13 protein-coding genes are annotated in these 22,072 nt (G+C 75.6%); 9 read left to right on the top strand and 4 right to left on the bottom strand.

Annotated features, from left to right (window positions below; genetic code table 11):
• Positions 1 to 48 precede the first annotated feature (48 nt).
• Positions 49 to 2,361 (top strand): DUF5682 family protein, encoded by a 2,313-nt coding sequence (locus tag IEZ07_RS21115; RefSeq protein WP_191896320.1) that lies wholly within the window; start codon positions 49 to 51, stop codon positions 2,359 to 2,361.
• Entirely contained in the window at positions 2,361 to 3,521 is a 1,161-nt protein-coding gene (locus IEZ07_RS21110) for a VWA domain-containing protein (protein ID WP_191896319.1), read from the top strand. Before IEZ07_RS21115 ends, IEZ07_RS21110 begins: the two co-directional genes overlap by 1 nt.
• Positions 3,522 to 3,699: 178 nt before the next feature.
• On the opposite strand, the gene IEZ07_RS21105 is transcribed toward IEZ07_RS21110, so the two are convergent.
• Positions 3,700 to 5,160, bottom strand: a complete 1,461-nt coding sequence (locus IEZ07_RS21105; protein ID WP_191896318.1) for an MFS transporter — start codon at positions 5,158 to 5,160, stop codon at positions 3,700 to 3,702.
• Positions 5,161 to 5,313: 153 nt separating this feature from the next.
• On the opposite strand from IEZ07_RS21105, the gene IEZ07_RS21100 reads away from it, so the two are divergent.
• The 3 genes from IEZ07_RS21100 (at position 5,314) to IEZ07_RS21090 (ending at position 8,591) form a co-directional block, all read left to right on the top strand.
• Entirely contained in the window at positions 5,314 to 6,060 is a 747-nt protein-coding gene (locus tag IEZ07_RS21100) for a TetR/AcrR family transcriptional regulator C-terminal domain-containing protein (RefSeq protein ID WP_191896317.1), read from the top strand.
• A 48-nt stretch (positions 6,061 to 6,108) separates the two neighbouring features.
• On the top strand, positions 6,109 to 7,467 hold the full coding sequence (locus tag IEZ07_RS21095; RefSeq protein ID WP_191896316.1) for an MFS transporter: 1,359 nt from the start codon (positions 6,109 to 6,111) through the stop codon (positions 7,465 to 7,467).
• 119 nt (positions 7,468 to 7,586) lie between these two features.
• The gene (locus IEZ07_RS21090; protein WP_068895689.1) at positions 7,587 to 8,591 is read left to right on the top strand and encodes an enolase C-terminal domain-like protein; all 1,005 of its coding nucleotides are present in this window, start codon (positions 7,587 to 7,589) and stop codon (positions 8,589 to 8,591) included.
• A 144-nt stretch (positions 8,592 to 8,735) separates the two neighbouring features.
• Here IEZ07_RS21090 and IEZ07_RS21085 read toward each other — a convergent pair whose 3' ends face one another.
• Positions 8,736 to 10,205, bottom strand: a complete 1,470-nt coding sequence (locus IEZ07_RS21085; protein WP_239320309.1) for an LCP family protein — start codon at positions 10,203 to 10,205, stop codon at positions 8,736 to 8,738.
• Positions 10,206 to 10,394: 189 nt separating this feature from the next.
• Between IEZ07_RS21085 and IEZ07_RS21080 the strand changes: the two genes are divergently transcribed.
• Together IEZ07_RS21080 and IEZ07_RS21075 are read left to right on the top strand one after the other, a co-directional pair.
• Positions 10,395 to 11,276 (top strand): crotonase/enoyl-CoA hydratase family protein, encoded by an 882-nt coding sequence (locus tag IEZ07_RS21080; protein WP_068895687.1) that lies wholly within the window; start codon positions 10,395 to 10,397, stop codon positions 11,274 to 11,276.
• A gap of 5 nt (positions 11,277 to 11,281) precedes the next feature.
• On the top strand, positions 11,282 to 12,220 hold the full coding sequence (locus IEZ07_RS21075; RefSeq protein ID WP_191896315.1) for an alpha/beta hydrolase: 939 nt from the start codon (positions 11,282 to 11,284) through the stop codon (positions 12,218 to 12,220).
• Between the two features lie 117 nt (positions 12,221 to 12,337).
• On the opposite strand, the gene IEZ07_RS21070 is transcribed toward IEZ07_RS21075, so the two are convergent.
• On the bottom strand, positions 12,338 to 13,855 hold the full coding sequence (locus IEZ07_RS21070; protein WP_191896314.1) for an alpha/beta hydrolase family protein: 1,518 nt from the start codon (positions 13,853 to 13,855) through the stop codon (positions 12,338 to 12,340).
• Between the two features lie 156 nt (positions 13,856 to 14,011).
• Here IEZ07_RS21070 and IEZ07_RS21065 point away from each other — a divergent pair, with 156 nt between their 5' ends.
• Positions 14,012 to 15,139, top strand: a complete 1,128-nt coding sequence (locus IEZ07_RS21065) for an exonuclease SbcCD subunit D (RefSeq protein WP_191896313.1) — start codon at positions 14,012 to 14,014, stop codon at positions 15,137 to 15,139.
• On the top strand, positions 15,140 to 18,784 hold the full coding sequence (locus tag IEZ07_RS21060; protein WP_191896312.1) for an AAA family ATPase: 3,645 nt from the start codon (positions 15,140 to 15,142) through the stop codon (positions 18,782 to 18,784).
• 132 nt (positions 18,785 to 18,916) lie between these two features.
• On the opposite strand, the gene IEZ07_RS21055 is transcribed toward IEZ07_RS21060, so the two are convergent.
• Entirely contained in the window at positions 18,917 to 22,051 is a 3,135-nt protein-coding gene (locus tag IEZ07_RS21055) for a coiled-coil domain-containing protein (protein WP_239320311.1), read from the bottom strand.
• Between the last annotated feature and the right edge of the window lie 21 nt (positions 22,052 to 22,072).

Here is a 22,072-nt window from a genome sequence, read left to right as displayed (position 1 = left end):
CGGCGGGCCGCACACCCCCCCGGCCCGCATCACGACAGGAGGCGAGCGATGAACGTGCACGTCCTCGGCGTGCGGCACCACGGTCCCGGCTCGGCGCGCTCCCTGCGCGCGGAGCTGGAGCGGCTGAAGCCCGACGTCGTGCTCATTGAGGGCCCGCCGGAGGCCGACGGGCTCGTGGACCTGGCGCGGGACCCCGACCTGCGGCCGCCGGTGGCGCTGCTGGCGCACGTGCCCGGTGAGCCGTCGAAGGCGGCGTTCTGGCCGTTCGCGGTCTTCTCGCCCGAGTGGCAGGCGATCCGCTACGCGACCGGGGCGGGCGTGCCGGTGCGCTTCTGCGACCTGCCCGCCGCGCACACCCTCGTGGCCTCCCCGGACACGCCGGACGCCCCCGCGGGGGAGGACGGGACCGGAGCCGGTGGGGACGCCGACGCCGGTGCCGATCCCACGGGCACCGGGGACGAGGGGGCGTGGGCCGTACGGGTCGATCCCATCGGGGCGCTCGCCCGCGCCGCCGGTTACGACGACCCCGAGCGGTGGTGGGAGGACGCGGTCGAGCACCGCGGCGACACGCCGTTCCAGGTGATCGCCGAGGCGATGGCCGCGGTCCGCGAGGGGCACGTCCCCGACGCGCACGAGGCGCGGCGCGAGGCCTTCATGCGCCGCACGGTCCGCGGGGCGGTCAAGGACGGGTTCGAGCGGATCGCCGTGGTCTGCGGCGCCTGGCACATGCCCGCGCTGACGGGCGCGCCGGGCACGGGCGGGGGCAGGGCCTGGGGCGCGGGGCTGCCGACGGCGAAGGCGGACGACGCGCTGCTGCGCGGCCTGCCCAAGGCCAAGGTGGAGACGACCTGGGTGCCGTGGACCTACGGCCGGCTGGCGGCCTGGAGCGGGTACGGCGCGGGCGTGACCTCCCCGGGCTGGTACCACCACCTGTTCGCCGCGCCCGACCGGCCGGTGGAGCGGTGGCTGACCGAGGCCGCCGGGGTGCTGCGCGCCGAGGACCTGCCGGTCTCCTCCGCGCACGTCATCGAGGCCGTACGGCTGGCGCGCTCGCTGGCGGTGCTCCGCGGGCGGCCGCTGGCCGGGCTCGCGGAGGTCACCGAGGCGGCCAGGGCGGTCCTGTGCGAGGGCGACGATCTGCCGGTGGAGCTGATCGGGCGGCGCATGGTCGTGGGGGAGAGGCTCGGCCACGTCCCCGACGCCACCCCGATGGTCCCGCTCCAGCGGCACCTGCGCGCCGAGCAGCGGCGGCTGCGGCTCAAGCCCGAGGCGTCGGAGCGCGACCTCGACCTCGACCTGCGCAAGCCGCTCGACCTGGAGCGCAGCAGGCTGCTGCACCGCCTGCGCCTGCTCGGGGTGGGCTGGGGCCGCCCGCGGGAGAGCACGGGCAAGGGCACCTTCCGGGAGTCGTGGACCCTCGCCTGGCGCCCGGAGTTCGACATCGACCTGATCGAGGCGGGCGCCTGGGGCACCACCGTCCCGGCCGCCGCCGCCACCCGCGTCCGGGACCTGGCGTCCGCGGCCGCCTCCCTGGCCGACCTGACGGCGCTGGTCGAGCGCTGCCTCCTGGCCGACCTGCCGGAGGCGCTGCCGGGCGTGCTGGACGCGCTGTCGGCGCGGGCGGCGCTGGACGGGGACGTGACGCACCTGATGGCGGCGCTGCCCGCGATGGTCAGGGCCCAGCGCTACGGCGACGTGCGCGGCACGCCCGCCGGGGGGCTGTCCTCCATCGCCGAGGCGCTGCTGACCCGGATCTGCGTCGGGCTGGCCGCCGCGGCGGCCGGGCTGGACGACGACGCCGCCCGCGACCTGGTCGGCCACGTCGACGCGGTGCACACCGCGGTCGGCCTGCTCGACCCCGGGGAGACCGCGGTGGAGGACGGGCCGAAGGCGCGCTGGCTGGGCGCGCTCCGCGCGGTGTCCCGCCGCTCCGACCTGCACGGCCTGATCGAGGGGCGGCTCGTCCGGATCCTGCTGGACGCCGGCGACCTGGACACCGACCGGGCGGAGCGGCGCATGTCCCGTGCGATGTCCGCCGGGCACCCGCCCGCCCGGGCGGCGGCCTGGATCGAGGGGTTCACCTCGGGAGGCGGGCTGCTGCTGGTCCACGACGCCCGGCTGCTCGGGCTGGTCGACGGGTGGCTGTCCGGGCTGGCCCCGGAGGCGTTCGTGGACGTGCTGCCCCTGCTCCGGCGGGCGTTCGGCGCCTTCGCCGCGCCGGAGCGCCGCTCGATCGGGGAGCGGGTCCGCGGCCTCGGCCGGGGGGCGGCCCAGGGCGCGGCCGAGGCCGACGACGACGTGGACGACGAGCGCGCGGCGGCGGCCGTGCGGACCGTGCTGGCGATTCTGGGGAGGGCCTGATGGACGACGGGGAGCGGCTGCGCCGCTGGCGGCTGGTGCTCGGCGGCGACGCCGACGGCACCGGGTGCGCGCTGAGCGGGACCGACGCGGGGATGGACGGGGCCCTGGCCGCGCTCTACAACGGCGGCGGGGAGGGCTCGCGGGAGCGGAGCGCCGGGCTGGGCGCGTCCGCGCCGAGGGTCGCCCGCTGGCTGGGCGACATCAGGTCCTACTTCCCCTCGACCGTGGTCCAGGTGATGCAGAAGGACGCCGTCGAGCGGCTGAACCTCACCCGGTTGATGCTGGAGCCGGAGATGCTGGAGGCGGTCGAGCCGGACGTCCACCTGGTCGGCACGCTCCTGTCGCTCAACCGGGTGATGCCCGAGAAGGCCAGGGAGTCGGCCCGCGCGCTGGTCCGCAAGGTCGTCTCCGAGCTGGAGCGGCGGCTGGTGCAGAAGACCAAGGCCGCGGTGACCGGCGCGCTGGACCGCTCGGCCCGCACCCACCGGCCCCGGCGGGTCGCCGACATCGACTGGGACCGGACGATCCGGGCCAACCTGAAGAACTACCTGCCCGAGAAGAACACCGTGATCCCCTCGCGGCTGGTCGGGTACGGCAGGCGCCAGCGGGCGGTCCAGCGCGAGGTGGTGCTCTGCATCGACCAGAGCGGTTCGATGGCCGCCTCGGTCGTCTACTCCAGCGTCTTCGGGGCGGTGCTCGCCTCGATGCGGTCGCTGAGGACGTCGCTGGTGGTCTTCGACACCGCGGTCGTCGACCTCACCGACCAGCTGCACGACCCGGTGGAGCTGCTGTTCGGCACCCAGCTCGGCGGCGGCACCGACATCAACCGGGCCATCGCCTACAGCCAGGGTCTCATCACCCGGCCCACCGACTCGATCTTCATCCTGATCAGCGACCTCTACGAGGGCGGGGTCCGGCAGGAGATGCTCCGCCGGGTCGCCCAGATGACCGCGGCCGGGGTGCAGGTGATCGTGCTGCTGGCGCTGTCGGACGAGGGCGCGCCCTTCTACGACCGGGAGAACGCCGCCGCCCTGGCCGCGATGGGGGTGCCCGCCTTCGCCTGCACCCCCGACGCCTTCCCCGACCTGATGGCCGCCGCGATCGAGCGGCGCGACATCGGCCGGTGGGCCGAGCGCCACCTGGAGCGCCCGGCGGGCTGACGGACCCGTCCCGGCGGGAGGCGGCACGGGGGCCGTCTTCCGCCGGGACGTCCGGGGCGCGTCCGGCAGAACGCCGCATGTCTGGCCGCCGGGACGTCCGGCGGGTCGCCTCGCGCCCGGCCGCCGGGACGTCCGGTGCGTGCCCGGCAAGAGGCCTCGCGCCCAGCCGCCGGGACGCTCAGTGCCCGCCGCCCTCCTCCTCGGGACGGGCCCGGAGCGGGAGCAGGAAGGCCGCGGCGAAGGCGACGGCGACCATGCCGCCGCAGACCCAGAGCGTGATCCGCATCGCCTCGGGGAAGGCCCGGCCGCCCTCCAGCAGGCCGAAGAAGAGCGTGCCGACCGCCGCGGCGCCGAGCGCGCCGCCGAGCTGCTGGACGGCGGTGAGCGTGCCGCTGGCGGAGCCGGACTCGTGCGGCTCCACGCCGGCCAGCACGATGTCGAAGAACGGCGCCATGACCATGCTCATGCCGGCGCCGGTGACGAGCAGGGCCGGGGTGAGCTGCCACGGCGTGACGCCCGTGCCGGCCAGGTCGAGGGTGACGGCGATGCCGGCCAGGCCCGCGACCATCACGACGGCGCCCAGGTGGATCAGCCGCCGGCCCGCCCTCTGCGCCAGGCCGGCGGCGTTGACGGCGATGAAGCCGAGCACGGTCCCGACGGCGCTGGGCAGGTTCGCCAGGCCCGCCTTCAGCGGGTCGTAGCCCAGGCCGAGCTGGAAGTACAGGCCGAGCACCATCGAGAAGCCGACCAGCGCGGTGAAGAAGACCAGGCCGGTGACCAGGCCGCCGGTGAAGGCGCGTTTGCGGAACAGGCCCGTCTCGAGCAGCGGGTCGCCGCCCGCGCGCCGCTTGCGGGCCTGGTGGCGGGCGAAGAGCGCGAGCACCGCGGCCGAGGCGGCCACGGAGGCGAAGGCCCAGGCGGGCCAGCCGAGGTCGCGTCCCTGCACCAGGGGGTAGACCAGCAGGAAGGCGGCGGCGGAGACCAGCCCCATGCCGGTGAGATCCAGCCGGGAGGCGCGCTCGCCGCGGGACTCGGGCAGCATGGTGACGGCTCCGGCGACCGCGAGCAGGCCGAGCGGGAGGTTGATCAGGAAGATCATGCGCCAGCCGGTGCCGAACAGGTCGGCGTCGACCAGCCAGCCCGCGAGCACCGGGCCGCCGACCATGGACAGGCCCATGACCGGGCCGAAGGCGCCGAACGCGGCGGCCATCTCCTTCGGCGGGAACATCTCCTTGATCATGCCCAGGCCCTGCGGGAGCATCACCGCGCCGAACAGCCCCTGCAGGATCCGCGCGCCGGTCAGCATCTCGGGGGAGAGGGCCAGGCCGCACAGGAGCGAGCCGGCGGTGAAGCCCAGGGCGCCGACCACGAACATGCGCCTGCGGCCGTAGATGTCGCCGAGGCGCCCGCCGGTGATCAGCCCGACGGCCATCGCCATGGTGTAGCCGGCGCCGAGCCACTGGATCACGCTGGTCGAACCGCCCAGATCGGCGCGGATCGACGGGGCCGCGATGTTGGTGATCACGGAGTCGACCAGGTCCATGACCTCGACGAGGAGGATCACGAAGAGGGCGGGCCAGCGCCATCGGTAGGGCTCGACGGCCGCGGCCTCGGGGCCGGTGGTGGCGGTGCGGGTCATGGGGGTCCCTTCAGAGGGGCGTGCGGCAATTCGCGAACACCGTTCGTCATATACGAACACTGTTATACAAACGAACAGTGTTCGCGTCAAGTACGCCGTTCGTTACCGGTACGGCGTTCGCCGACCGGAAATCCGGCCGGGTAGCATCGCCGCGTGACCGACATCCCAGCCCCGCCCTGGCGCAAGACCCGCGCCCCCAGCGCTCCCCGCACCGCGCTGAGCAGGGAGCTCATCGTCTCCACCGGCCTGCGGATCGTCGATGCCGAAGGGCTGGAGGCGCTGAGCATGCGCAGGGTCGCCCAGGAGCTGGGCACCGGTCCGGCCTCGCTCTACGCGCACGTGGCGAACAAGGAGGAGCTGCTCGACCTGATCTACGACCGGGTCATGGCCGAGATCCACGTCCCCGAACCCGATCCGGAGCGCTGGCTGGAGCAGCTCAGGGAGATGGTCATGGACGCGTTCCGGGTCTTCAGCTCGCACGCCGACATCGCCCGGGTGGGGCTGGCCAACATCCCGACCAGCCCCAACGCGCTGCGCATCGCCGAGGGACAGCTGGCCATCATGCTCGCCGGCGGCGTGCCGCCGCAGATCGCCGCCCTGATGCTCGACCGGTTCGGCATCTACATCTGCGCCGACGCCTACGAGAGCGCGCTCTACATCAACCGGCAGCGCGGCAGCGACAAGGACCTCGACGTCTTCCTGGAGGAGACGTTCGGGCAGATCAAGACCTTCTACCGGAACCTGCCCGCCGACCGCTTCCCCCGCCTCACCGCCCACGTCGACGCGCTGACCGGCCCGGACGGGGACGAGCGGTTCGAGTTCGGCCTCGACCTGATGCTGCGCGGCCTGGCCTCCTACGTCCGGGACGCCGGCGCCGGGAGTCCTACGTCCAAGGGCTGACCCGCCCGGCCGATGCGCCCGCCGGAGCGGCGGCCGTACGGTCCGATCATGACGACGACGGTTCTGGAACCTCCCCTGGGCATATTCGCGCGGCGCCACCGCGCGGTGACGATCGGCATGGTGGCCCTGATCGTGCTGGTCGCCTTCGAGGCGCTGGCGGTGGCGACCGCGATGCCGGTGGTCGGGCGCGAGCTCGACGGGCTGGGCCTGTACGCGCTGGCCTTCAGCGGGGCGCTGGCCGCGGGGATGATCGCCACCGTGCTGGGCGGGCGGTGGGGCGACCTGCGCGGGCCGGTGGTCCCGCTCTGGACGGGCGTGGCGGCCTTCGTGGCGGGACTGCTGGTGGCCGGTACGGCGCCCACCATGGACGTGTTCGTGCTGGGCCGGTTCGTTCAGGGCTTCGGCGGGGGGCTCTTCCAGGTCGCGCTGTACGTGCTGGTCTCCCGGGTCTACCCGGCCGAGACGCATCCGAAGGTCTTCTCGGTCTTCGCCGGGGCCTGGGTGGTGCCCTCCATGGTCGGGCCGGCGATCACCGGCGTGGTGGTCGAGCAACTCGGCTGGCGCTGGGTCTTCCTGGGGGTGCCGCTGCTGGTCGTCCCCGCCGCGCTGCTGCTCTGGCGCGGCCTGGCCGCCGTCCCGCCCGGTGAGCGCCCCGGGCACACCGGGCCCGGGGCGCGGACGCCGATCGCCCGGAGGTTCGGCTGGGCGGTGCTGGCAGCCGCGGGCGCGGCGCTCACGCAGTACGGCGGGGCGGCGCGCGGGGCGGGCGTGATCCTGCTGGCGGCCGGTCTGGCGGCGCTGGTCCCGGCACTGGTCCGGCTGCTCCCGCCGGGCACGCTGCGCGCCGGGCGCGGCCTGCCCACGGTGATCGTGCTGCGCGGGATCGCGGCCGGCACCGTCTTCGGGGGCGAGGTGTACCTGCCGCTCATGCTCACCCAGGAGCGCGGACTCTCCCCGGCGATGGCGGGCATGGTGCTCACCGGCGGCGCGCTCGCCTGGTCGCTCGCCTCCTGGATCGTCGGGCGCAGGCCGTACGACCGGGTCCTGATCCTGCGGACCGGCCCGCTGCTGATCGCGGCGGGGCTGCTGATGATGGCCCTGACCGTGTTCCCGGACGTCCCGGTCGTCCTCGCCTTCGCCGGGGAGATCGTCATGGGCCTCGGGATCGGCAGCGTGTACCCCACGCTCTCGGTGCTCGTCCTGGAGCTGTCCGCGCCGGGGGAGGAGGGCGAGAACAGCGCCTCGATGGGCGTCGGGGAGTCGGCGTTCACGGTGATGACGGTCGCCGCGGTGGGCGCCGTGGTCGCGGCCTTCGGTGCGGCGGGCCCCGTCTACCTGGCCTGCTTCGTGCTGACCGCGCTGATGGCGGTTACCGGCACGCTCGTCGCGGGCCGGGTCCGGGCCTGACGGGAGCATGCCGGCGGCATGGCACCATGGGAAGAACGTGCCTCTTCCTCACGTTGAAGGGTGGGTCCCGCCTCCGGGCGGGATTCGCGTTCACGGCACGGGGAGACCAAGGGGAGTTCATGCCACGCGTGTGCGAGCTGGAGGTGTACCGGCTGGTCCTGCCGTACGGCAGGCGGCCGGAGAGCGTCCTCGTCCGGCTCACCGACTACGGGGGCATGACCGGCTGGGGAGAGGTCGTCGACCCCGGCCCCGCGACCTGGCCCGCCCTGGTGGAGCGGCTGGCCGGGGAACTGGTCGGCGTCGACTGGGAGCACCCGGACGAGCTCGGCGAGATCCCCGGCGGCCCGGCCGCCGACATGGCCTGCTGGGACCTGTGGGCGCGGATGCGCGGCGTCCCGCTCGCCCACGCCCTCGGCGGCAGCCGAACCTCGCTGACGGCCACCGTGCGGATCGGTGCCGAGCGCAACCTGGAGAGCCTGGTCGCCCGGGTCAACCGGCACGTCTGCGCCGGATACGCGCACATCACCATGGACGTCCACCCCGGCTGGGACATCGAGCCGCTGCGCGCCGTCCGCCAGGCCTACCCGGCCCTGGGCATCGGCCTGGACGCCCGCTCCGCCTACACCGACGTCGACGCCCTCGAGGCGCTGGACGCCTACGCGCCCTCCGTCATCGAGCGCCCGTTCACCAACCTGTCGGACCACGCCGACCTGCAGGAGCGCGTCGCCGCGCCGGTGCTGCTGGAGGTGTCGTCGGAGCGGGAGCTGGACGAGGCGATCGCCGCGGGCGCGGGCCGGGCGCTGCTGCTCCGCCCCGCCGTGCTGGGTTCCCTGCGGGGTGTGCGGCGGGTGCACGACGGCGCCGTGGCGGCCGGCTGGGAGGTCGCCTGCGCCGGAGGCCAGGGCACGGGCCTGGCCAGGGCGGCCACCGTCGCCGCGGCCAGCCTGCCCGGGTGCAACCTCCCCTGCGACGTGGCCGAGCCGCCGCGCAGCGCCCAGATCGTCACCCCGCCGGTCGGCGCCTCCGGAGGGGTGGTGGCCGTCCCGCTGACCCAGCCCGGCCTGGGGCACACCATCGACGAGGAACGCGTCCGCCGGCTGGCCAAGCAGTCCCACCGCGTCTGAACGGCGGGCCCGTGCTCCGGCCGGTCCGTAGCGGCCGGTGTGCGTTCCGGTGGTTCGGCCACCGCCCGCAACCGGACCCGGCCGAACCACCGGAACGCACACCCGCACCGGCCACAGCAGAGCACCGGACCCGGCCGCGGCCGTTCAGCCGCAGCCGTCGGTGATGCCCTTGGGCGCGCTCGGATCCGCCGGCCCGGCGGTCGGCTTCGCGGTGGTCTTGACGGGCGCGGAGGCGCTCGGCGTGACGGCCGGCGTGGCCGCCGGGGTGGCGCTCGGCGTGCCGGCGGAGGTGGCGGCCGGAGCGGCGGCGGCCGAGGCGCGGATGGCCTTGGCGGTGACCGCGCGGATCCTGGCCCAGTCGGGGTAGCCGGTGTTGATCAGCGGCGGCACGAACTGCACGCTGGTCACCCTGGCGCCCTTGACCTTCAGCGCCAGCGGGACCAGGTGCTCCAGCATCGGGCGCGGGATGTCCGTCCTGATCAGTTCCCTGGTGGCCAGCGCCACCTGGTTGAACCGGGCCAGCACGGTCGCCGGGTCGGCCTGCTGCAGGATGGCGCCGAGCACGCAGCGCTGGCGGCCCATCCGGCTGAAGTCGTCGCTGTAGGTGCGCGAGCGGGCGAACCACATCGCGTCGGCGCCCCCGAGCTTGCGCCTGCCCGCCTTGACCACGCCCTCGTTGTACTTGCCGAACACCACGTCGTGCGGCACGGTGATCGTCACGCCGCCGAGCGCGTCGATGAGACGGGCGAAGCCCCACATGTTCACCAGGGCGTACCAGTCGATCTTCAACCCGAGCGTGTAGCCGACGGTGTCGATCAGGACCCGGGCGCCCTGCTCCTTCCGGCCGCCGAAGATCTCCGGGTGGGCGTCGGCGTACTCCCAGACCGCGAACAGCAGGTCCTCGCGCCCGCCTCCGGGTCCGGTCGGGAGACGGAAGCCGTTCGGGAACCGCCTGGCCATCGGGCTGCCCGGCACGAAGCGGACGTTCTCCAGGTTGCGGGGAAGGCTGAACAGCACGGTGTTGCCGGTGCGCACGTCGACGCTGGCCACGTTGATGCTGTCGGTGCGGACCCCGGGCCGGTGGTCGTCGGCGTCGCCGCCGAGCAGCAGGATGTTCACCCGGCTGCGGGCCGCCCACGGGTCCTGCTCGCGCCCGGCGGGAAACGTTGCGGCCGGGGAGGCGAAGACGCCCTGGATCGCGGTCTGGGAGGCCGCGGCGAGCTGCCCGACGAACCCGAACGGCAGGAGCACGGCCACCGCGAGCACGCCGGCGACCGTCCCGGCGACGGCCTGCCCCGCGGCGGGCAGCGTGCCGGGGTTCAGCACCATGAAGGAGTGCACGACCAGCGCGAACCAGGCGACCCCCAGGGCGAGCGAGACCACCGTGACGCCCGTCAGCCAGGACGACGCCAGCAGCTGCCCGGCGAGGCTGCCGAGGTCGGAGGTGAGCCCGACCCAGAGCAGGGCGAGCAGCAGCGCGGCGTACAGCGAGAGCAGCGCCAGCCCGGTCCGGCGCCAGCCCGCGCGCAGGTGCGCGGCCCCCGGCGCGATGACCGACAGCGCCGTCCACCCGATGACCGCGCCGATCCCGGGCGGTCTTGATCTGTCCCGCAACTGCTCCCCGTTTCCCGCGCTCCCCGGTGTGCTTGCCGCGCCTCGCGCCCGCGTCCGAGGGCTCGTGCACTCGTGCGCCGCACAGGAGATGGTAGGCGGAAGGGCAGGTCGCACAGGCGAAGAGCGTGTGAACAGATCAGAAAAACATCCCGATTAATCCAGACATTTGAACTGGAATAAGATTCGGTCATGTCCTTCACCGAGATCGAGTACGACGTGGCCGACGGTGTGGCCACCATCACGCTCAACCGCCCGGAACGCCTCAACGCCTTCACCTACGTGATGCGCGCCGAGCTGATCGAGGCCTTCGACCGCGCGGACGCCGACGACGAGGTGCGCGCCGTGGTCGTCACCGGACGGGGCCGGGCCTTCTGCGCCGGGGCCGACCTCGGCGGCGGCGGCGACACCTTCAACCACCGCAGGACCGGGGAGATGTTCGGCGGCGCCGACACCGTCGACGGCTCGCCGCGCGACGGCGGCGGCACGGTCGCCCTGCGCATCGCCCGCTCGCTCAAGCCGGTGATCGGCGCGATCAACGGCCCCGCCGTCGGCGTCGGGGTGACCATGACGCTCCCCATGGACGTCCGGCTCGCCTCCGACACCGCGAAGTTCGGCTTCGTCTTCGCCCGCCGCGGCATCGTGACCGAGGCCGCCTCCAGCTGGTTCCTGCCCCGGATCGTCGGCATCTCCCAGGCGATGGAGTGGGCCGCGACCGGCCGGGTCTTCCCCGCCTCCGAAGCGCTCGGAGGCCGCCTGGTCTCCCGGGTCCTGGCCCCCGCCGACCTGCTCCCGGCCGCCTACGCGCTCGCCCGCGAGATCGCCGACAACACCTCCGCCGTCTCGGTGGCCGCCATCCGCCGGCTCATGTGGTCGGGCCTGTCGGCCGCCTCCCCCTGGGAGGCGCACCGCGCCGACTCGATCCTGATGAACGTCCTCGGCGCCGCCCCGGACGCGGCCGAGGGGGTCACGTCCTTCCTGGAGAAGCGCCCGGCGGACTTCCCGATGAAGGTCAGCCGGGATCTTCCGGACGCCGTTCCCGCCTGGCCCGCCAACCCGTACGAAATATCCTGAAGCGCATGCACGACGTTCTCGGCCCCGACTACGAGCTCACGGTCCTGCCCCTGCCGGACGACTACGAGGGCGAGGTCGTCGCCTCCCTCGTACGGCGCCGCGCCGCGGACCCCGCCGGCAGGGCCGTGCTCTACCTGCACGGCTTCACCGACTACTTCTTCCAGACCCACCTGGCCGAGCACTTCGCCGCCCAGGGGATCGACTTCTACGGCCTGGACCTGCGCAAGTACGGCCGCTCGCTGCTGCCGCACCAGACCCGGGGGTTCGTGCGCAGCGTCACCGAGTACTTCCCGGAGATCGACGAGGCGGTCCGGATCATCCGGGCCGAGCACGGCCACGAGGAGGTGATCCTCAACGCCCACTCCACCGGCGGGCTCGTCGCCGCGCTCTGGGCCGACCGGGTCAGGGGCCGGGGACTGGTCCAGAACCTGGTGCTCAACAGCCCCTTCCTCGACCTCAACGTCCCCGGCCACCTGCGCCTGGCCGCCGACGTGCTGCACCTGCCGCTCTCCCGCCTGCCCGCCCGCGCCGTACTGCCCCTCGGGCTGTCCACCGCGTACGGCACCAGCCTGCACCGCGACCACCACGGCGAGTGGGAGTTCGACCTGGAGTGGAAGCCCGTCGGCGGGTTCCCGGTGCACGCCGCCTGGCTGGCGGCGATCCGCCGCGCCCAGAGACGGCTCCACGGCGGCCTGCGGGTGGACGTGCCGGTCCTGGTGCTCTGCGCGGAGAAGGGCCTGCGGCTGCGCGACTTCGCCCCCGAGGCGCAGGGCGCCGACACCGTGCTCGACCCCGAGCAGATCGCCCGCTGGTCGACCAGGATCGGCGGGCACGTCACCTGCGTCCGGGTGCCCGGCGGCATGCACGACCTGGTGCTGTCGCCCGCGCCCGCGCGCGAGCGGGTCTTCGCCGAGATGGACCGCTGGCTGGCCTGCTACCGCTGAGCGAGCCGCGCCCCCGTGGCCGGTCCCGGCGTCCGGCGCCCCGAGGGGGGCCGGCGTCCGCCGGGACCGGCCACGGGGGCGCCCTGGGAGGCGGCGAGAACGGCCCCCGGGAAACGGTCACCAGGGGAAGGCGAACAGGCCGTAGTAGGCCGCGGCGACCAGCAGCAGCCCGGTGCTGCCCAGGACGCCGGCGATCGCGACGTGCTGCGGGCGGCTGGGCTGCCAGCCCTCCCGCAGCGCCGAGACGACGGCGGCGGTGGCCGTCACCTCCTGCAGCAGCATCAGCACGGCCAGCCCCCGGATGACCAGCCAGCCGGCGAGGACCGCGGGCCAGGCCCCCGCCTGGTTGACCGAGAACAGCACCAGCAGCGTGATGAAGGCCAGCACCGAGGCGAGGAGCCCGGCCCCCGTCCACGCCATCCGGCGGAACCGGCGCCGGATGGGCGGCCAGAGCCGGGCGTTGGCCTCGGCCTGGGGGCGGCTGCCGCGCAGCCGCACCACCATCGCGGCGACCGGGCCGGCCACGTAGCCGACGGCGGCCAGGCAGAGCGTGAGCCCCAGGACCGTGCCCCCGGCGTACCACGGCGCGGACGGGACGTCACTGGCCTCGTAGCGCTGGACCGGGGTGGCGCCGGCGATGCGCGGGGAGGGCGGTGAACCGGAGGGGGGCGCCGCGGGATCCGCCGTGCCGGGCAGGCCCCTGACCCAGTTGGCCAGCGTCTCCAGGTAGCCGGGGGCGAACGGCCCACCGTGCACCCGCATGCCGTGGTCGGCCCCCTCCAGGTAGCGGATCGTGTAGGCGGAGTTGCCGCCCTCGGCGAGCGCGCGGGTGAGGGTCTGGCTGCTCTCCACGAACGGGATCGACGGGTCGCGCGTGCCGTACAGGGCCAGCACCGGCTGGCGGGTCCCGCGCAGCGCCGGCACGCCGTCGTGGCGCAGGAAGTTCATGTCCACCGCGGACATCGCCCGGATGAGCAGCTCGCGCACCCCGCTCGGGGCGTGCAGCCGGTCCAGCTGCTCGCCCAGCGCCCAGCTGACCTGCCGCACGGGTGAGACGTTCGGGGCGGAGACCAGTACGGCGAAGCCGACGTCGGCGCTGCGGGAGGCCGCGATCGGCACCACCCAGCTGCCCTCGCTGACCCCCCACAGCCCGGTGCGGGCCGGGTCCACGTCGGCACGGCCGCGCAGCTGGGCCAGCATGCGCAGCGCGTCGTCGGCGAGCAGGCCGAAGTCGCGGTGGCGGAAGTCGTAGCCGACGGTCCGCTTGTCGTAGACGAGCGTGACGACCCCGGCCCTGGCCAGCCACTCGGCCTGCGCGTCGAACTCGTTCCGCACGCCCGGTCCCGCGCCCTGCACGAAGACCAGTGCGGGATGCCGGCCCGGGGTGAGCGGCGCGCGGATCGTGGCCTCCAGGGTGGTGCCCCTGGCCGGGACGGTGACCTCCCGCACGGAGACGGGCGCCGTCGCGGAGACGGGCCGCAGCTCGTGGGCGGGCTGCGGCGGGAGCGTGCGGAAGGCCGGGTCCACCGTCAGCGGCGACGGGTCGAACGGCGGGGGCAGGGTGTAGCCCACCGTCGCCAGGGCCGCCATGATCAGGCCGGCGGCCACGCCCAACACGCCCCGGCCCACGCGCATGCCGCTCCGCTCCCCGATGGCCGTCCGTCCGAGTTCCGTCTTCGATCTTCAACCCTACCCAGAGTGGAGGAAGCGTGGGTATCCAGTGGATATCGATGAGACCGGCGAGGTGAGAGTGGCGGCATATGTCGCTGAGTCCTGTTAGCTTCAGGCGTCATGCGGGTGCTGCACACATCGGACTGGCACCTGGGCCGTTCGTTCCACCGGGAGAGCCTCCTGGCGGCCCAGGGAGTCTTCGTCGACCATCTGATCGAGACGGTCAGGGCCGAACGGGTCGAGGTGGTCGTCGTCTCGGGCGACGTCTACGACCGGGCGCTGCCGTCGGTCGACGCGGTCGACCTGTGCAACGAGGCGCTGCGGCGGCTGGTCGCCGAGGGCGTGCGGACCGTGCTGATCAGCGGCAACCACGACTCCGCGCGCCGCCTCGGCTTCGGGGCCGATCTGATCGACGCCGCGGGCGTGCACCTGCGCACCGACCCGGCCCGGGTCGGCACGCCCGTGCTCGTCGGCGACGTGGCGTTCTACGGCATCCCCTACCTGGAGCCCGAGCTGGTCCGCGGCCCCTGGGAGCTGACCGAGCGCACCCACACCGCGGCGGTCGGGCACGCCATGTCCCTCGTCCGGGCCGACCTCGCGAGCCGCGGCACCCGGTCGGTGGTGCTGGCCCACGCGTTCGTGACCGGGGGGCGGGCCAGCGACAGCGAGCGCGACATCAGCGTCGGCGGCGTCGCGCACGTCCCGGTCTCGGCCTTCGAGGGCGTCGACTACACGGCCCTCGGCCACCTGCACGGCCGCCAGCGGATGAGCGAGACCGTGCGCTACTCCGGCTCCCCGATCGCCTACTCCTTCTCCGAGCTCGGCCAGGTCAAGGGCTCCTGGCTGGTGGACATCGGCCCGGACGGGTTCGCCGGCGCCGAGTTCGCCGAGGCCCCGGTGCCCCGCAGGCTCGGCCGCCTCGAAGGCCGCCTCGACGACCTGCTCACCTCGGACGCCCACGCCGACCACGAGGACCGCTGGCTCCAGGTGGTGCTGACCGACCCCGTCCGGCCGAAGGGCGCCATGGAGCGTCTGCGCACCCGCTTCCCACACGCGCTCACGCTCTCCTTCGAACCCGAGGGCGGACCGCCGGAGAGCGCGGCCCGGCCCCGGCTGGCCGGCCGCCCCGAGATCGAGGTGGTGCTCGACTTCGTCCGCGAGGTGCGCGGCGAGGCCGCCGACGACGAGGAGACCCGGCTGCTCCGGCAGGCCGTCGAGGAGTCCCGCGCCAAGGAGGCGATGGCGTAGATGCGCCCCCACCGTCTGCAGATCACCGCCTTCGGCTCGTTCCCGGGCGAGGAGGAGGTCGACTTCGACTCCCTGGCCGAGGCCGGGCTGTTCCTGATCCACGGCTCCACCGGCGCGGGCAAGACCACCGTGCTGGACGCGCTCTGCTTCGCCCTGTACGGCCAGGTGCCCGGCCAGCGCAACAGCGCCCGCAGCCTGCGCTGCGACCACGCTCCGCCCGGCCGGGGCCCGCGCGTCGTCCTGGAGGTCACCATCCGGGGCCGCCGGCTGCGCGTCACCCGCTCGCCCGCCTGGCAGCGGCCCAAGCAGCGCGGCACCGGCACCACCCTGGAGCAGGCCAAGGTCCTGCTGGAGGAACTCGAGCCCTCGGGCGAGTGGACCGGCCTGACGACCCGGATGGACGAGGCGGGCGACCTCGTCGGCGGCCTGCTCGGCATGAACCTGGCCCAGTTCTGCCAGGTCGCGATGCTGCCGCAGGGTGACTTCGCGCACTTCCTGCGCGCCGACGGCGAGGAGCGCCGCAAGGTCCTGGAGCGGCTCTTCTCGGTGAAGGTCTACGCCGCCGCCGAGTCCTGGCTCGCCGACCGCCGCACCGCGGCCTTCCGCGACCAGCAGGCCCTGCGCCGGGAGGTCGACTCCGTCGTCAACCGGGTCGAGGAGGCGGCGGGTCCGGGCCTCCTGACCGCCCTCGCCGCGCCGGCGGCCTCCGCGGAGCACACCGTGGAGCACACCGAGGAGACGCGCGATGTGGCCGCCTGGATGGAGGACGACCCGCTGGGCTGGGCCGGGGCGCTGGCCGGGCTCGCGGAGGGGGCGGCCGCGCGGGCGGCCGCCGAATGCGCCCGGAGCGGGAAGGCGGCGCTGGAGGCGCGGCGGCTGCTGGAGGACGGTGTCGCGCTCGCCGACCGGCGACGGCGGCACGCCGAGGCCCTCACCCGGAGCCGGGCGTTGCAGGAGAGCACCGAGGAACGAGCCGACCTGGAGGCCGTCCTGGCCGAGGCGGCCCGGGCCGACCGGGTGCTCCCGCTGATCCGGGAGGTCGAGCAGCGCACCGAGGCCGCGGCCAAGGCCCGCAGCCTGGCCGCCGACGCGCTCAACCGCGCCACCCCCCTCCTGGACCGGGACCCCCTTCACGGCGGTGCCCGGCCGGCGGATCTCGACCGGCTTACCGCGCTGGAACGCGAGCGGCTGGACGAGATCACCCGGCTGGGGGAACTGCGCGCCGAGGAGCCGAGGCTGGCCGCGCTGCTCGAGGAGCGCGGACGGGTGGAGGCGGAGATCGCCCACCTGACCGGTGAGCAGCACGCCGCCGACACGCGGCTGGCGGTCCTCCCCGGTCTGCGGGCCGGGGTGGAGGCCCGTCTCGCCGCCGCCCGTCTCGCCGCGGCCCGACTGCCCGCCGCGGAGGAGGCCAGAAGGGCCGCCGCCCGGCTCGCGGAGCTGGAGACGGACCTCGCCCGGCTCGACGCCCGGCTGCACGACCTGGCCGGGAGGGAGACCTCGCTCGCCGAGGCCCGGCAGAAACTGCCCGCCGCGCTGGGCGAGACCGTCGCCCGGCTGGCCGCCGTGCGGGCCGAGGCCGCCGGGATCCCCGCGGCCCGGGCGGCGGTCGCGACCGCCGCCGCCGTGCTGGACGCCGTCCGGCGGCGCGACGGCCTGACGGTCCGGCTGGAGGAGGCCCGCCGGACCCGCGGCGTGGCCGTCGACCGCGCCCAGGAGTCCCGCGACCGGCTCCAGGAGATCCGCCAGTCCCGGATCGACGGCATGGCGGCCGAGCTCGCCGCCCGGCTCGTCCCCGGGGACCCCTGCGCGGTCTGCGGCTCGCCCGACCACCCCGCCCCGGCCGCCCCCGCCGACGCGGCACCCACGCCGGACGACGAGCGCGCGGCCGAGAACGCCTACGAGGCGGCGCTGAGACTGCGGCAGGACGCCGAGAACGAGGTCGCCGACCTCGCCTCCCGGCTGGACGAGACCCTCGCCGCCGCCGCAGGCCTCACCGCCGGGCAGGCCGGGGAGTCGCTCGCCGCGGCGGAACGGGAACACGCCGCCCTGGCCGGGGCCGCCGCGGGCGAACCGCGGCTGGCCGCCGAGGTGGACCGCCTCACGGCCGAACTCGAGGACGTGCGGGCGCAGGCGGAGGAGGTCACCGGCCTGCTGGCCGAGACCCGGGCCCGGCGGGAGAGCGCCGTGACCGAGCAGGCCCTGCTGTCCCCCCGCCTCCGCGCGGACCGGCACGGGACCGGGGACGCGCGCGAGGACGGGACCGCAGGCGAGACCGGGGAGGCCGATGCCGGGAGCGCGGACGAGACCGGGGAGGCAGGCACCGGGAGCGCGGCCGGGGACGGCGCCGCGGGGCCGGTCGCCCTGGGGGAGGGCCCCGCGTCCTCCGCGGGCCGGGCGGCGCAGGCGCTCCGCCGGGCGGAGGGGACCCTGCGGGAGCTCGGGGAGTCCGCCCGGGCCGTGCCCGGCCTGGAAGCCGAGGCGGCAGGGCTGGCCGCCGAACTGGAGGGGCTGCGGGAGCGGTCGAGGGAACTGGCGGTGGCGCTGTCGGCCCGCCGTACGAACCTGGAGCGGATCATCGCGGACGCGGGCCTGCTGACCGCGCGCCTGGACGCGGCCCGGGGCGGGGACCCGACGCTGGCCGCCCGGCTGGAGCGGCTGGCCGACGAGGCCGGGCTGCTCCGGGAGGCCGCGGAGGCCACCCGGCGGGAGCGGGACGCCGAGGACGAGCTGGAGACGGCCCGGGCACGGGCCGAGGCCGGGGCCGCCGAGGCGGGCTTCGCCGGGATCGAGGACGCCCGGGCCGCGGTCCGCCCCGCGGCCGAGCAGGAGGAGAAGGCCGAGCGGCTCCGCGCGCTCGACCGGGAGCGCGCGGCCGTCGACGCCCAGCTCGCCGATCCGGAGCTGATCGCCGCGGCGGCCGAGCCCGAACCCGATCTGGCCGCACTGAAGTCCGGCCGGGACGCGGCCGACACCGCGCACGCCGCCCTGCTGTCGGCCTCGGACCGGGCGCGCCTTCGCCGCGACCGGCTGGCCGCGCTCCGCACCGAGCTGGCCGAGTGCCTGGACCGGTGGCGGCCCGCCGCCGAACGGCACCGCATCGCCGAGGGCCTCGCCGCGCTGGCCGGCGGGAACTCCGCCGACAACCAGTGGAGCATGCGGTTGTCGGCCTACGTCCTGGGCGAGCGGCTCCGCCAGGTGGTCGCCTCGGCCAACGAGCGCCTGGACCACATGTCGGGCGGGCGCTACCTCCTCCAGCACGACCTGCGCCGCGCGGCGGGAGACCGGAGCCGGTCGGGCGGCGGGCTCGGCCTGCGGATCCTGGACGGCTGGACCGGAGTGGACCGCGACCCCGCCACCCTGTCCGGCGGGGAGGGCTTCATCACCTCGCTGGCGCTGGCCCTCGGCCTGGCCGACGTGGTCACCGCCGAGGCCGGGGGAGTGGAGCTCGGCACGCTCTTCGTCGACGAGGGCTTCGGCACCCTCGACGAGGACACCCTCGACGGCGTCCTGGACATCCTGGACGGCCTGCGCGACGGCGGCCGGGCCGTCGGCATCGTCAGCCACGTCGGCGAGCTGCGCACCCGCATCCCGGCCCGCCTGCACGTCCGCAAGGAGCGCCACGGCTCGACGATCCGCCAATGACGGACCGGTGGGCGGGGCCCGGAGCCGCGCCGGCGGACCCCGGTGGAGGCCCGGGCCCCGCCCGCCGCACCGCCGAGGGCGTCCGGCGGTGCGTCGGGCGCGCCGCCGAGGGCGTCCGGCGGGACCGCCGGGTCACTCCACCGGGACCGGGGGACGGCTGACGGACGACATCAGCGCCCGGACCCGCTCGGCGTGCCGGTCATGGCCGACGATCACCGGCGGCTCGTTGTACGGCATGGCGTCGGAGGAGCGGCGCAGCTTGACGTACTGCCCGCAGGCGTCCACCGCGTAGGGCTCCATGTCGTCCTGGAGCGCGCCGATCACCGTGATCCCGTAGGTCTCGCCGATCCGCCGGAACAGCGCCACGGCCTCGCGCCGGTGCTCCTTGCCGAGGTTGCGGCCCAGTTCGTCCAGGACCAGGCAGAGGTGCCCGCCGCCGGAGGAGGCGATCGCCGCCGCGCAGACCAGCTTCACGGCCTTCTCGTCCATCAGCGCGGTGTTGGCCCTGCGGTTGTACGGCACGAAGGACTGCCCCTCGCCCCGGCGCCACTTGGGCGTCACCCGCCAGGCCCAGCGCTGCTCGGGGTCGGCGGGCGCGGGCGGCACCGGGAACTCCAGCGTCGCGCCGTATCCGCCGTAGGCGGTGTCCAGCTTGTCGAACTCCTCGGCCACCCGGGTCAGCCGCGCCCTGATCGCAGCGGTCAGCGCCGCCCGGTGCACGGCGGTGGACTGGGCCGCCTCCTCGGCGCCCCTGGCGGCGACGGCCAGGTCGCGCTGCCGGGTGGCGAGCTGGGCCTCGATCTGGCGGCGCTGGTGCCGTTCGTACTCCTCCTGGCCGCGCAGGTAGGACGAGAGCGCCGCGCACACGCCGGGGAAGGTCGCCTGCTCCCGCGCCGTCCGGCCCGCACCGGGCTCGGTCCGCTGCCGGATCAGGAACCGCAGTTCCTCCGGCATCTCCTCGTCCTCGCCGGGGAAGGTGTCGCGCAGCGCCTCGTCCAGGCGGCGCTCGGCGGTCCGCCACCACTCCTCGGCGGTCAGCGGGCGCTCGGCCTCGGGCAGCTCCCGCAGCCACTCGCGCGCCTGCTCGGCGGTGCCGCCCCACTCGCGGGTCAGCGCCTCCAGGGCGAGCGCCTCGCGCTCCGCGGCGACCGAGGCCGCCTGCGCCCCGGCCCGGTCCCGCTCGGCCTCGTGCCGGGCCCGCAGGCCCTCCAGCCGCTCGATCTCCATGTTCCTGGTCCGGGAGCGGAAGTCCAGCGCGCCCGCCCGCCGTTCGGCCTCCGCCACCGCCGGGGAGACCTCGGCCAGCGCCCCGGCCAGCTCGGTCAGCCGGGCCCGCCGTTCGGCCAGCCGACGCTCGACGTCGGCCAGCTGCACGGCGGCCCGGGCGCCCTCCAGCCGCCGCCCGGCCTCGGCCACCGCCTCCTCGGCGGCCCGCACGGCCCCGGCCGCCTCCTCCTGCAGGTCGCGTGCCCGGTGCAGGCGCTGCTCGGCGGCCTTGATCCGGGTCTCCCGGCCGGTGGCCACCGCCTCGAAGGCCCCCACCACGGTGACGCCCGCCGCGCTGACCAGCACCGAACCGGGCAGCGCGGACAGGGCCCGCGCCGCCGCCTCCAGGTCGGCGGCGTCGACGACGACCGCGTGCTCCTGCGGCCAGCTCCGGCCGCCGGTGCCGCCGGACGGGGCCGCCACCCCGCCCGGCGGCACGGCGGCACCGCTCTCCGGCGCGGCTCCCCGGCCTCCGGCCGGAACGGCTCCCCCGGGAGCACCGCCCACCGGGAGCCCTCCCGCAGATCCGCCGTCCCGGGCGTGCTCGGCCACGTCGATCGCGTCGAGCAGGCCGGTCGCGCCCACGCCCGCCTCGGCGAGCGCCCGGAGCTGGGCGGCGGCCGGACCGCTCTCGGCGTCGTCCAGCGCGGCCCCGGCGTCCGCGGCCTCGCGGTCGGCCACGCCGAGCGCCTTCAGCGCCTCGCTCGACCGGGCCCGGGCCCGGGCCAGCTCGTCCTCCGCGGCGGGCACGTCCCGGCCGTCGGCCAGCCGCCGCCGCTCCTCCAGGCCGGGGATCCGTCCGCGCAGCTCGTCCGCCGCGCTCTCCGCCACCGCCCGGTCGGCGTCGAGCCGCGCCGCGCGGGCCTGGAGCGCGGCCAGCTCCGCGCGGGCCCCGGCCAGGCTCCGGTCCAGCGTGTCGTCCTTCAGCGTGGCGATCTCCGCGCGGACCGCCTCGATCTCCTCGGCCGCCCGCTCACCCGACCGGCGCAGCCCCTCCAGGTCGGCGGCGAGCGCCTCGTCCCGCAGCACCGCGTCTCCGAGCCTGCGCGCCTGCCGGCCCCGCCAGCAGCGCAGCGCGTCCGCCAGCCGCACCCGGGCGCGGTCGCGCCGGTCGAAGGTCTCCAGCAGGGTCCGGGACTCGTCCTCGAACTCCTTGAGCGTCTCCACGGCCCGCGCCGCCCGCACCCGCTTGGCGTGCTCGTCGCGGCGCGCCTCCCGCTCCTGGTCGAGCTCGGCGTCCAGCCCGGTCAGCGCGGCGATGGCCTCGAAGACCCGCTCGGGGGAGATCTCGTTGAGCGGCTGGGAGAGCAGGTTCGTGGCGACCTTGCTCCGCACCGAGGTGGACAGGAACGACACGCACCGCACGCGGTCGCCGTACAGGAACCTCGTCAGGTCGCGCGCGACCACGTCCCGCCGTCCCGCCGAACGCGGCAGGCCCGCCCAGATCTCGTCGGCCCGGACGACCCGCTCGGCCTCCGAGGCGGCGGCGGCCATCCGCACCCCCCGCGTCCACCGGACCTCCAGGTGCGGGGCCTCCTGGTTGACCCGCAGCCACACGGTCACCGCGTCGGGCAGCCCCGCCTCCGGGGCGCGGGGGTGGTCGAAGACGCCCACGATGTAACCGTGACCGGCGCTCGCCCACGTCCGCCCGCCGCCGCCGGCCGCGAGCTCGGCGTTGAACAGCAGCTCCGCGACCGACTTGGCGCCGGAGGCGAAACGCCACTGCTCGTCGCCGAGCAGGGCCGTGATCATCGCGATGAACGAGGACTTGCCCGCCCCGTTGGAGTCCTTCGGACCGGCCCCGGCGACCACGACGAGCGTGCCGGGGACGATCGGCACGGGGTGCGTGGACAGGCGGGAGATGTTGACCGCCTGCACGGCGATCAGCACCCGGTCGCCGACCACGTCGTGGCCCGGCTCGCCCGCCCGGACCTCCACCGGCACCAGGCTCGCCTGGCTCCCGGGCGCGTCCTTCGCCGTACGGCTCGACTGCTCGGCCAACCTCGTCGTTCCTTCCGTGTT

This window comes from Planomonospora parontospora, from assembly GCA_014647935.1.
Lineage (GTDB): Bacteria > Actinomycetota > Actinomycetes > Streptosporangiales > Streptosporangiaceae > Planomonospora > Planomonospora parontospora.
Note: the sequence above shows the minus strand (reverse complement) of the source record. Positions and strands in the feature narration are given on the sequence as shown.